Source organism: Collinsella sp. An307, assembly GCF_002161805.1.
Lineage (GTDB): Bacteria > Actinomycetota > Coriobacteriia > Coriobacteriales > Coriobacteriaceae > Coprousia.
Genome location: NZ_NFIP01000004.1, coordinates 120,653 through 133,196 on the forward strand (window position 1 = coordinate 120,653; position 12,544 = coordinate 133,196).

10 protein-coding genes are annotated in these 12,544 nt (G+C 62.2%); all 10 read right to left on the reverse strand.

The window, feature by feature from the left end:
• Nucleotides 1-272 precede the first annotated feature (272 nt).
• Nucleotides 273-1,514, reverse strand: coding sequence for an Nramp family divalent metal transporter (locus B5F89_RS04760; protein ID WP_087430653.1), 1,242 nt, complete (start codon nucleotides 1,512-1,514; stop codon nucleotides 273-275).
• A 20-nt stretch (nucleotides 1,515-1,534) separates the two neighbouring features.
• Nucleotides 1,535-3,385, reverse strand: a complete 1,851-nt coding sequence (locus B5F89_RS04765; RefSeq protein ID WP_087430654.1) for a CBS domain-containing protein — start codon at nucleotides 3,383-3,385, stop codon at nucleotides 1,535-1,537.
• A gap of 302 nt (nucleotides 3,386-3,687) precedes the next feature.
• Nucleotides 3,688-5,055 (reverse strand): polysaccharide deacetylase family protein, encoded by a 1,368-nt coding sequence (locus B5F89_RS04770; RefSeq protein ID WP_087430655.1) that lies wholly within the window; start codon nucleotides 5,053-5,055, stop codon nucleotides 3,688-3,690.
• A gap of 144 nt (nucleotides 5,056-5,199) precedes the next feature.
• Entirely contained in the window at nucleotides 5,200-6,582 is a 1,383-nt protein-coding gene (locus tag B5F89_RS04775; protein WP_239286676.1) for a polysaccharide deacetylase family protein, read from the reverse strand.
• Nucleotides 6,583-6,668: 86 nt separating this feature from the next.
• Nucleotides 6,669-7,427: a hypothetical protein gene (locus tag B5F89_RS04780; protein WP_087430657.1), complete on the reverse strand. Its 759-nt coding sequence runs from the start codon at nucleotides 7,425-7,427 to the stop codon at nucleotides 6,669-6,671.
• On the reverse strand, nucleotides 7,427-7,801 hold the full coding sequence (locus B5F89_RS04785) for a YtxH domain-containing protein (protein WP_087430658.1): 375 nt from the start codon (nucleotides 7,799-7,801) through the stop codon (nucleotides 7,427-7,429). Before B5F89_RS04785 ends, B5F89_RS04780 begins: the two co-directional genes overlap by 1 nt.
• A gap of 118 nt (nucleotides 7,802-7,919) precedes the next feature.
• Nucleotides 7,920-8,579, reverse strand: coding sequence for a hypothetical protein (locus tag B5F89_RS04790; RefSeq protein ID WP_239286677.1), 660 nt, complete (start codon nucleotides 8,577-8,579; stop codon nucleotides 7,920-7,922).
• Nucleotides 8,580-8,660: 81 nt separating this feature from the next.
• Nucleotides 8,661-10,064 carry a hemolysin family protein gene (locus tag B5F89_RS04795; protein WP_087430660.1) on the reverse strand — a complete coding sequence of 468 codons (1,404 nt, stop codon included), beginning with the start codon at nucleotides 10,062-10,064 and terminating at the stop codon, nucleotides 8,661-8,663.
• 90 nt (nucleotides 10,065-10,154) lie between these two features.
• Nucleotides 10,155-10,973: a hemolysin III family protein gene (locus tag B5F89_RS04800; protein ID WP_239286678.1), complete on the reverse strand. Its 819-nt coding sequence runs from the start codon at nucleotides 10,971-10,973 to the stop codon at nucleotides 10,155-10,157.
• A 192-nt stretch (nucleotides 10,974-11,165) separates the two neighbouring features.
• A complete protein-coding gene (locus B5F89_RS04805; RefSeq protein WP_087430661.1) occupies nucleotides 11,166-12,359 on the reverse strand; it encodes a DUF362 domain-containing protein in 1,194 nt (397 codons plus the stop codon).
• Nucleotides 12,360-12,544: the final 185 nt, after the last annotated feature.

Consider the following 12,544-nt stretch of genomic DNA (forward strand, 5'->3'; position numbering starts at 1 on the left):
GCGGAGCCGCTCTGGGAGGCAACAGGTCTTTGGCCGGCAACGGGGCGCCCCGCGCCCGCGCGGCGCTGCGATGCGCGCGAAGACGCGGACGGGCGACGACTCGAGCTGGGTTGAAATGAATAAGGCAACATAGGCAGCAGGTATATCCGTTTCTCAGACTCTACAGCCACCTACTGTAATACCTGCGCCCTGCCCGCGCGACCGAAGACCGCCCAATCGCACCCGTCTCAATCAAAAGCTCAGGAACAGGCCGCACTGCGCCTACTCCGGTACTAGAACCCCAGGAGCATGAGCGCAAACATGACCGCGGTGAGCACGGTGATGAGGGCGATGGTCGCCCACGTAAGGATGTTCCACACGCGCCCGTTGCGATACGTCCCCATGATGATCTTGTCACTCGCGATAAAGACCAAAAACACGAGCAGCACCGGCAGGAGCACACCATTGATGACCTGTGCCGACATCATAATCTCGAAGAGGTTCACACCGGGCAGGATGACGAGCAACGCCGCGCAGATGATGACGGCGGTGATGATGCCGCGGTAGACGGGCGCCTCATCCCAGCTGCGGTCGGCGCCGCGCTCCCAGCCAAAGGCCTCGCAGATAGCAGACGACGTCACGCCTGGCAGCACACAGGCTGCCAGAAAACTCGCCGCCACAAGACCGGCCGCAAAAAGCACCGTCGACCATGGGCCCACGATAGGCTCGAGGGCGAGCGCCGCGTCAGCGGCATCGGAGACCCCGATGCCCGCCGGGAAGAGCACCGACCCCGTGGTCACGATGATGAACCAGGCAATGGCGCAGGCGAGCACCGATCCCGACACGGTGTCCACGCGCTGCAGCGGGATATCGGACTCGTCGGCGTTTTTATCGACCACGTTGTTTTGGGCGAGAAAGATCATCCACGGGGCGATGGTGGTGCCGATGGTGGCAACCAGAAGCGACACGTAGTCGGGACTGGCGACCAGATGGGGAATCACCGTCGAGGCGGCCACGTCCCCCCAGTTGGGCCCGACCATAAACGCAGCGATCACGTAGGTCACAAAGACGCAACTCACCGCCAGCAGAATGCGCTCGATGCGCCGGAAGCTCCCCGCCATGGTGAGCAGCCAGATCACAAGGCCCATGAGCGGGACGGAGATGGTCTTGGGCACCCCAAAGAGCGCAAGGCCGCTCGCAAGTCCGGCAAACTCCGAGATGGTGACCGCCGTATTGGCGATAAGCAGCGCCGCCATGGCAAGGGCGCTTCGGCGGATACCAAACTTCTCACGGATGAGGGACGCAAAGCCCTTACCCGTCACGCACCCGCAGCGCGCCGCCGTTTCCTGCACCACGATGAGCAGCACCGCCATGATGGGCAAGATCCACAGCGTCCGGTAGCCGTAGGTGGCACCGGCGCTTGAGTAGGTGGCAATGCCGCCGGCGTCGTTACCGGCAAGCGCCGCCAAAAGACCCGGCCCCATAGCGCCGAGCACCGCAGCGAGCGTCAGTTTGTCCGTATGGTCGCGAGCCATCGCACACACCAGCCGATCGGCTACGCCACAACCGCAAGCGTCGCCGCAACGGAGGCAGCGCTGTAAAGGGCGCAGGCGACGAGCATCGCCGTAACGGACAGGGCGTTTCCGGAGGTGTTGCGATCGTGCTCATCGCGCCAGAAGAGAATGGCCAGATACACCACCGACGTAGCGCAGCTCAAGAATGCCACCAGCGCCGCGCAGGCAAAGCACACGCTGAGGAGCTCGTCAATGACCGAAGCGGCCGCACCGTCGGGATACGCCGCGCCGATGACAAGCTGACCGCAGAGGTAGATGACCGCACCGAGCACAAGGCCCACAAACGCCGTCTGGACAAAGAAGCCGAGGTAGGGCTTGCCCCCATCCTCCGGCTCGCTGTACTCGAGGTAGTAGTTCTTCACGAAGGCGACCGCGCGATTCGCGGCGAGCAGTACCACGGGCATGACGCACATGGGGTAGATGAAGAGCTCCGGCGCCCCGCCGAGCGCACCGAGCACGCTCGCGACAATACCCGAGGCCACCGCCCAGACAAGCAGCCAGTACTGGCGGTGTGCAAACCAGCCAAAGACGTGCACGGGCTCTCCCGAACCGCCCTCGGTCGCACCCACGCCGGCGATCTGCAGGTCCTCCTCGTGCTCCTCGGCAATGACGTCGAGGGCGTCGTCAACGGTGACGATACCCAGGATGTGGCGAGCGTCGTCGCAGACGGGAATCGCCGCAAGGTTGTATTTGGTCATCTCGTCGGCAACGTCTTCCTGGTCGAGGTCAGGGGCAACCCAGACCACGTCGCGATACGAAAGGTCAGAAAGCCGCGCGTCCGCCTCGGCAACGATGAGCGCGCGCAGGCTGAGCACGCCCGTGAGCGCGCCCGCAGGGTCGAGCGTGTAAACGTAGTAGATGCTCTCAAAGTCCTCGTCGAGCGCTCGGATGGCCTCGATGGCGTCCGCCACCGTGGCGGTTGCGGGAAGGGCCACAAACTCGGAGGTCATGATACGACCGGCCGTGTCCTCCTCATACCCCAGAAGGGTACGGATCGCCTTCTCCTCCTTGACGCCCATGAGGCGCAGGAGCTTCTCGGCCTTCTCGTAATCGAGCTCCTCGATGAGCGCGGCGGCGTCGTCTGGGTCCATGAGGGCGAGCATGCTGGATGCGTCGCGGTCGCTCATGCCCTCGAGGACCTCCGCCGCGAGGTCGTCGTCATCGATCTCGCCGATGGCCTCGGCCGCCTGCGCCGTATCGAGCTGGTTGAAGACTTGAGCGCGCAGACGCGGGTCGAGCTGCTCGATAATATCGGCGATGTCGGCAGGATGGAGCTCGTCTAAAGTCTTGTGCGAAACCGAAAGCTTGATGTCGCGCGTAGAGCGGTCGAGCAGGTCCATATAGGACCACGCGACAATCTCCTCTTTTAAGGGGCGCCCGATGCACTTGGCGAGCGTGGTGACGATACGCTCGCACGCCGGGTGGAGCGAACGCAGAAGGCCGCGGGCGCCCACCTCGGCGCCCAGCAGACGCAGCTGGTTATCGCCGGTGGCGGAGAGCTTGATGTCGTTCACGCGCACGACCTTCATGCCCTGCGTGTCGACGATCTGCTTGTTCAGGATATCGCGCGCAAGCAGCACCTCGTCGGGCTGCAGGTACGAGAAGCGCACATCGGTGCTCACCGCTTTGAGGTAGACGCCCGTCTCGTCGATATGGTCGACGTATTTGCGCCAGCTGATCATAAAGGGCGTCTTGCCCGGCCCTTGGAACGCAAGCGAGGTGACATGGGGAAAGACCTCGCCGGTGGCGATGCCCAAATCGTTAACGACGCCGAGCTTCTCCCCCGCCACATCGACAACGGGGAGCTTGAGCATCTCGGACAAGTAATTCATTAGCGCTCCTTCACGGCAAATCTCCCGGGCACCGCAAGCACCGGGGCGCGGGGTCATATCCCGCTCATATGAGACGCGCAGCGACAGGCCGGCTCAGCGGCCTTCGTGCGGGTAGGCACCCCGTGCGCGCGCCGAAGAAGCACTCGCAGGGGTTACCGACTATGAGGTCGAGGTTTGGATTTCACCATGGCCCTTTCTAGTAACCCTTTAGAGACAGCCTTGTCACTATAGCACGAACGAGGCACCCGCACGCGCGGAGCGCCCCGTTCGACCTTGAGTAGATTGTTGACGAGTCCGGAGTGCTACACCTCAGGTATGACCGTGCCCTCGGGCAGCGACACAGTACCCTCGATAACTTCCTCGGGCACGCGTCCGTCAAGACGCATGAGCTCGCTCACGGTAACCAGCGTGTAGCCGCGCTCGCGCAGCCCGTCGATGATGCCAGGCAGTGCCTCGATATCTTGCTCGCGGTTACCGCCGCCATCGTGCATGAGAACGATGGAGCCGTTGCGTGCGCCGTTCAACACCGCGCTGGTGATGGCCGCTGCACCCGGGCGCTCCCAGTCGAGTGTGTCGATGTTCCAGAGGACGTTCGTCGAGATGATGTCTCCCGCACGGGCCCACTCCACCTCGGTAAACGCACCATAGGGGGCGCGTATCATCTGCGGGCGCACGCCGGACGCCTGCTCGAGGGCATCGGCGGCAGAGGTAATCTCCTGACGGAGCGCATCGCGGTCGAGCGTGGGGAGGTTCTGGTGCGCGTTGGTGTGACTGGCGAGCTCGCAACCCGCATCCACGATCGCGCGGCACCCGTCCTGGTTGCCACTCGCCTGGCTTCCCAAGTTGAAGAAGGTCGCCACCGCGTTCTTCTCCTTGAGGATGCGCAGAATCTCGGGCGTGTATTTACTCGGACCGTCATCAAAGGTGAGCGCGATGTAAGGGCCGCCCGCGGGTTCCAGATTGATGGAGCTCACGATCATATCGGTCGCAGGCTCAACAACCTCCACGTCGACGGTCTCGCCCGAGCGCTCGCCCCGACGCACCGTCTTTTTGCCGGCCTTGCCCCATTGCGAGACAAACTGCACCGCGCCGCCCCGCTCCTTTTGAACGCCCGGGGCAAGCGGCGCCTTCTCCTCATGACTCGGCTCCTCGACGTCGGTGCCGTTTCCCACAGCCACCTCGTCACCGTCCTTAAGAAGCGTTCCGGCAAAATCCTGCTCGGCAACGTTCTCGCCGTTGTAGGTCACGGTGCAGAGCACACCGCCCTGCTCGTCGATGACATTGCCCGTGATGGAAAGAAGACGCCCGGGTTGCACGCCAAAGTACTCGTTATCGGCAAGCAGGTTGGCAAGCGGCGTGTTGATACGGGCGGTCATATCCTGGCCGTTTACCGTCAACTTGATATCGCGCAAGAAGAAATACCAGCCGCCAATGCCCGCACCAAAAAGCACCACGACAAAGAGCGCAACCACCGCAATCGCTGCAGATCCGCCGCGGCGCGGCGGGCGGGAAGAAGACGGTCGTGACGTGGGGCGGCGGGTCTCTTTGATAGCGGGATAGGTGCTCTGCGTCCGGTAAGTTGGCGCGACAGCGCCGCCCGACCCATGACGGCGCTTGCCATAATGGAGGTTTGTCGCCTTACCGATTTCTACATGGTCCCTGTGGGACATAGGATCCACCTTCCCCGGCAATCCAATGACATAGAGATGCGCTCAGCGTAGTTGTTTGCCCAGTTCATCGCAAGTAACTCAATCGTGAGTTGCTCCCCTATCAATCATACGTTGTTCCTCTAGGCGGACTTGCGCGCGACCCCGCTACTCCTCCTCTTCGGGGATAACCGGAAGCGACGCGCCCTCGGGCATACCCACCTTAGTGAGGTCGACCTCTTCCCGCAGATCGACGTCGCTCTTGATGAGCTCGGAGAGCGTAACGAGGGTATAGCCCTCCTCCTGCAGGCGATCGATGATTTGGGGGAGCGCCTCGAGCGTCTGCTCGCCGGTTGCATCGCCGTCGGTCAGAAGGACGATGCTGCCCGCCCGAACGGAGCCCACCACCGTGTCTGTGACCTCGTCGGCACCCGGGACAAGCCAATCGCCCGAGTCGACGTTCCACGAGACCACGGCGCTCACCAAATCCATCGCCTGCGTCCAGTTCTCGAGGCTGAATGAGGCATACGGCGCGCGCAGAACCGTCGGGCGCACGCCGGAGGCGGCCTCGATCGCATCGGCACCGCGCTCGATCTGGGAGCGGACCTCATCTGCGGAAAGACCGGTAAGGTCGGTATCGCTATAGGTGTTGGAGCCTATCTCGCAGCCCGCATCCGCAATGGCGCGCGCGGCAGTCGGATTCGCCTCCGCCGCATCACCTTGCAGGAAGAACGTCGCCTTGACACCCTTCTCGGAAAGGATGGAAAGGATCTGCTCGGTATAGGAGCTCGGACCCTCGTCAAAGGTAAGAGCGACGAGCTTCTCGCTGTCCTCGGTAAAGACCGAAGCCTGGGCAATCTCGCAGTTGACGACCTCTTGCACAATGCCGCGGTCAGCGGTGATGCCCGAGACCTTGCCTGTCCAGATCTCGGAGCGACCGGGCCGGCCCCACGTCTTCACGTACTGGATGGCACCCGTGCCGTCGATAGTGACCGTGGGCATGATGTCGGTTGCCTGGACGTCGTGCTCCTCATACACGTCGGCCCCGTCGTCGACGGTAAGCTCTTCGCCGCCGGTGAGCTTCGTCGTCTCATAGGCGTCGGCCGGAACTTCCTCCCCGTTCAGCGTGACGGTATAGCGCGCACCGGCGCCGCGCTCGAGCACGGAGTCGTCAACAGCCAAAAGATTGCCGGAATCGTATTCCTCGGCAAGCCCGTTGTCTTCGATAAACTGTGCGATTGTCGAGTTGATGCGCGTGCTCGCGGGCTCACCGTTGTAGGTGATGTCCACCGAGCGGTTGAGGTACCAGATGACGGTCGCCAAAAAGAACAGGAAGGCGCAGCCAATCGCCAGGTAGGCGTAGGGCTTGCGCGTGTTGGGACCGCTGACGCGAAAACCGCTCCGGCGCCTGCCAAAGCCCTGGGAATGGTTGAGGTACGTGGCACCCGGACGGCGACGCGCACGCGCGCGCCCCTGCGGTAGCTGATAGCCCCCTTTACCCGTACGCATCGTCGGGCGGGGCGATGAGTAGGAGGTTCTACGTTTAGGCAATGGTTCTCCTCCTCGCCATGGGGACGGGACCCCGTATGTGTGAGGCAAGCGCGCGGCGCCGCGTCCCGTCGTCGGCGCCGTGAGCGCTACTTGCCCTTCTTCTTGGTATCGGTGCCCGCAGCCTTCTTGAATTCGCTCTTGAAGGCCCGGAACATTCCCTTGGTCTTGCCGAGTTGGCGCCCAACGGCGCGCGTGCCCTTCTCTACGGCAACCGAACCGTGATCGTCGAGGACCTTGGCACCCTCTTTCACCTTCGCGCTCACCTTGACGGTGACCTCTGCGGCGCGAGCGGCGGCACCGCCCGAGACCTCGAGGTCGGCCACGGCATCGTCAACGATCATGCAACCGTCGCGGTAGCCGCGCAGATACTGAGCGGGCATCTCGACATCGCCCAAAAGAACGCTTGCCGTGGCGCCGCGCGTCAGCGCGTAATGGGAGACCGCGCCGGTCTTGGGATCGAAGGTCGCATCGGCGCAATACCCCAGCGAGCTTCCCGATTGGGTGCGAACATCCATGCCCGTCCAAATGAGACAGCGATCCAAATCGATACCCAGCCGCTTTGCCGCGGCTTTGTCGAAAGACGCCTTCTCATCGACGGCGCAAAGGACGCCCTCGAACGGCTCGAGGGCGTCGTACGCTACAAAGAAGTCCGGGCGCTTGACCATGCCGGCTATCTCGGGCGGGGTGCACATGAAGCCCAGGAGGCGCGAACCCTCGGGGGTGAAGACGGGAAAATGGATCTTGCCCATCTTCTTCGGGCGCACCGGCGTGCCGTCTTTGGCGGTACGCTTACCCGCGGGCGGCACACGGTAGAGCTTGATGCCCTGAAAATCCTGTGCGCGCATTACGCCTCGGCAGCAGCCTCTGCGGCGGGAGCGACCTCAACCTCAACGTCCATGGCGGGCGTCACGTTGCCGGAAGAAACGGCCTCGTTGATGGTCTCGCGCAGCTGATCCATGCGCTCGCGGGCGAGGTCGACCTTGGCGCGGAGCTCATCGGTCTTGGCATCGACCATGGGACCAAAGTCGTTCATGGCAGTGCGGACCTGCTCGGTGCCCTGCTCATAGAAGTCGCGGGCGTTATCCCACGCGTCGTTGGCCATATCGCTCGCCATCGCACGGGTCTCCGCACCCGAACGCGGTGCGGTGAGGATGCCGATGATTGTACCGGCGGCGGCGCCGATGACGGCACCGGCAACAAAGCTGAACGTCTTACCCATGTCGATCCCTTCCGTGAGATTCATATCTACAGGTGCGCTTCATTATACCCGCATAGCGCGGCATCGAGCAGATGCGCCCGATAAACGGCGCATCCCGTCTGCTCCCTATGAACGTTTGCTACTCGACGTGCGCCGCAGCGGCGCCACCAAAGACGGCGCCACTCGCGATGTCCTCGGTATGCGGGGCATCCTCAGCCTCATCGGCGAGTGGCTCGGCCACCTCTTCGTCGGCGGCGACATCCTCGGCAACGTCCTCAGCAGGTTCCTCGGCAGCAGTCTCGTCGCCCTCGGGCGTGCCCTCCCCGCGCAAGCTCGACACCAACTGGGTGAGCGCGGCGACCGTGCCCTCAAAGTCGGGCGCGGGGGCATCGGGGTTGACGAACGCCCACTGCATCATGAACGCCGCCGAAGACAGGGCGCCAATGGTAAGCGCATCATCGGGGCACCCGAGCTCGATGTCAAAGAGGCGCGGATCCTCTGCAACGCCACGGGTACGACCAAAGGAGATATCGCCCGCGAGCCCCGTCTGGTTCATGATCTCAACGGTGAGATGCTCAAGCAGGTGCGCGAGCTCGGTATCGCCCATGCAGTCCTGGAACTTCTCGCCCGCGTCTCCATAGCAGGCGTGCTGGGCAATGGCCGGAGCCAGATAGTAGACGCGCGCCGTCGCCTCAATATCCTCGGAGGTGCGCACCGGCATGCCGGGGTTCACCAGGACGCGGGCACGAAGCTTGTCCTCGCCCACATGGATCTTCATGATGTTGAACAGGTCTGCCATGGCTGTCCGACCTTTCTGCCCTGCGCGCCTCGCGGCGGGCACATCTCGCGGCTCTATGCTCGATATTCTAGCGCAGTCGACCTATCGGGCATCGCCCGCGGCCTCATCGGAGCGCGCCTCGTGTGCAGCGCCCGCCGACGCCGCGTCGCCAGAGTCGTTCGTGTTGGCTACATTGCCCTGCTCAGCGGGCGTCTCGCTCTCCTCGGGAGCCGTCACGCGGATAAGCGAGATACGCTGTCCGCGCATGGACTGGACTTTGAACTTGTAACCGTTCTGCTCAAAGATCTCGCCGATACTCGGCACCGAGTCGCAGAAATCCATGATCCAGCCGGCGATGGTCTCGTAATCGTCGCTCTCCTCAATGGGCCAGCCAAGCTCGGCGGCATCGTCGCAGCTAAAGCGACCGTCCACCAGCCACTCGCGGCGCGAGAGGCGCGTGAGGTACTTGTTGTCGGGATCGAACTCGTCCTCGATCTCGCCCACGACTTCCTCGACGATGTCCTCGATGGTGATGACGCCAGCCGTTCCGCCGTACTCGTCCACCACCACGACCATGCGCTCGCGCGCCGTCTGCATCTCGGAGAGCAGAGGCAGGATGTCTTTGGTGTCAGGCACGAACGTGACATCGCGCAGGCTCGTGCTCACCGGGCGCTTGCCCTCGCTCGACAGCGCGAGCTCGATCAGATCCTTGATGTGCGCGATGCCCACAACGTTGTCGGGGTCCTCGTGGTAAACCGGCACGCGCGAAAAGCCGGTCTTGCGCATGACGTCGAGCACCTGCTCGACCGTGTCGGTGTCCTCAACCATCTCAACATCCACACGCGGGACCATGACCTCGCGCGCCACAGCGTCGCCGAGGTCAAAGATCTCGTGAATCATGCGCTTCTCTTCGTCGCGCATGCCATCCTGCTCGGAGACCATGTACTTGATCTCCTCCTCGGACACGTTCTGACGGTCGTCAGCGCTCTTGATGCCAAGCAGCGCCGAGATGCCGTTGGCAGACGCCTGAGTGAGCCACACGAGCGGGCGCGCGATCTTGCGGAAGAACATGATGGGGCCGGCAACGGACTTGGCCATGCCCTCGGCGTCGGAGAGGCCGATGCGCTTGGGCACGAGCTCGCCGATGACGATCGAGAGGTACGAAACGATAAGCGTGATGACGATGGGCGAGGCAACCGGGGCGATCGCGGAAAGCGGAGGGATGCCAAAGGACTCCACCCACGTCGTCAGCGGGTCGGAAAGCGTGTTGGACGAGACGGTTGCCGAGAAGAAGCCCACGAGCGTGATGGCGACCTGGATGGTCGCGAGGAAGTCCGTCGAGTCAGCGGCAAGCTCGAGAGCGGCGGTCGCGCGCTTGTCGCCCTCCTCGGCATCGTGCTCGAGGCTGGCGCGCTTTGCGGTGGTGAGCGCCATCTCCGACATGGAGAAATAGCCGTTCAGCAGGGTGAGAAGAAGCGTGGCAACAATGGATATCGCAATGCCCATAAGGCGAAATCAAACCTCCCAGGTCTGGTAGATACAAGTGCCGGAGCTGTTCCGGCGAGCGGCGTGGGCGCGCAGAGGCGCGGAGTCACATTAGATCACGTACAAGATCACCGCCATGAATTGGAATATGCTGCCGGCAAGCACCCACAGGTGCCAGACACTGTGCATATAGCGAACCTTCTTCATAACGTAGAAGGCGCAGCCGATGGTGTAGCAGAGACCGCCCACGGTAAGCAGGGCGAGCGCAACGGGATCGAGCGCGGCGATGAGCTGTGGCAGGCGGAAGACCACGAGCCAACCCATGCAGAGGTAGATGATGACGGTGACCCAACGCGGCTGGCGCTGGCGGCCGATGATCTCAAACGAGATCCCGGCGAAAGCGAGCGCCCACACGACCACAAACATCACGATGCCGCCGGCGTCTGCCAAGGTAACGAGGCAAAACGGCGTATAGCTGCCAGCAATAAGCAGGTAAATGCTGCTGTGGTCGATAATGCGGAAGACACGTTTGGCGGCAGGCACCTGGATAGCGTGATAGAGCGTGGAGGCGAGGTACTCGAGGATAAGCGTCACGCCAAACACGATCGCCGAGGCAATGTGCGTGGGCTCGGCACCGCCAAGGGCAGCCTTAACAATCAGAAGGACGAGGCCAGCAATAGCAAGCAGAACGCCGATGCCGTGCGTGATGGAATTGGCAATCTCCTCGCCCAGCGTATAGAGAGGCAGCCCCTTTTCAGAGGCGTCCTCGACGCGGGGATATTTGGGGCAGGATTTGCGGCGCTTGCGGCACGTGGCGCATACGTCAACCTCCCCGGAGGGAGTAGCGCCATCCTCAAGCGGAATGGACACGGGCGCATTGGCAGCGCCCGAGGTACTTCGCGGTGAAGAACTGTCGCTAGAAGCAGACATGTACTGAGTCAATCCTCCAACATAGACTGCTCATAACTATAGCAGATAGCTCCCCTGCTAACGTAAGAGACATAAAAAGAAGGGCGGCAGCGTGCTCCTGAGGCCGCACGCTCACGGCAGGTTGAAAAAGATGGCCGGAGCGATAAGGGTAGCCCCGGCCATTTTGTATAACGACAATATGTGTCCCAGCGATTACTTGACCTCGACGAGCTCGTAGCTGCTCGTACCGAGCCCGATTTTCTCAGCGTGCTCGATCATGCTCTTCCAGTCGGTATCGGGGTGCGTCACATAGAAGTGGTCATGCGCATGTTCCTCGTCAAGCTCGCCCGCCTCTTCGAGCTTGGCGCGCTGGTCGGTGAGCTCCGTGTTGGGCAGCGGCGCCTGCGCAAGCGCGGCGTCGATGCACGCCTGGTCGATGGCAACCGGATCGAAGCTCGCAAACATACCGATGTCGTTCACAATCGGCGTGTCGTTCTCGGGATGGCAATCGCAGTTAGGTGAGATATCGATCGCAAGCGAGATGTGGAAGTTCGGGCGATCCTGCACAACCGCCTTGGTGTACTCGGCGATCTTGTAGTTGAGCACCTCTACCGCCTGGTCGTAGTCGGGCTCGATGGCATCCTGGTTGCACGCACCGATGCAACGGCCGCAGCCCACGCAGCGGTCATGGTCGATGTAGGCAACATGCACAGTACGGGCCGTGCCGTTGGCAAGCTCGCGCTCGCGCGTCTCGTCAAACGAAACCGCACCATGGGCGCAGATGCGCTCGCACGCATGGCAACCGATGCACTGGTCAACCTTTACGCTCGGCTTGCCGGCAGCGTGCTGCTCCATCTTGCCCGCACGGCTACCGCCACCCATGCCGAGGTTCTTCATGGCGCCGCCAAAGCCCGCCTGCTCATGTCCCTTGAAATGCGTAAGGGAGATGACAATGTCGGCGTCCATGAGGGCATGGCCGATCTTCGCCTCTTTCACATACTCGCCGCCCTTGACGGGAACGAGCGTCTCATCGGTGCCCTTGAGGCCATCGGCAATGATTACATGGCAACCCGTGGCATAGGGCGTAAAGCCGTTCTGATAGGCGCAGTCGATATGCTCGAGCGCGTTTTTGCGGCTGCCCACATAGAGCGTGTTGCAGTCGGTGAGAAACGGCTTTCCGCCGAGCTCCTTTACCACATCGGCAACAGCACGAGCATAGTTGGGGCGCAGAAACGACAGGTTGCCAAGCTCACCAAAGTGAATCTTGATGGCGACGAACTTGTTCTGGAAATCAATCTGCTCAATACCGGCACGCTTGACAAGGCGCTTCAGCTTGTCGAGTTGGCTCTCCTTTGCGTGCGTGCGCAAGTTAGTGAAATAAACTTTCGCGGGCTCGGTCACGGCCATATGCAATCCTCCCCTGATAACGCAAAACCGTACATGGCTATTATGGCGGATTCGACGATCCGAGAATAATACCCATACCTCATGGACAAACATGCGTCAGCTGCATACGTTCACGTTCGCCGCCCGTCGTATCCCCCTCCCTTTACTCACCATTCTTGTGCCATAAAAAAGAATTTGAGAAAGTT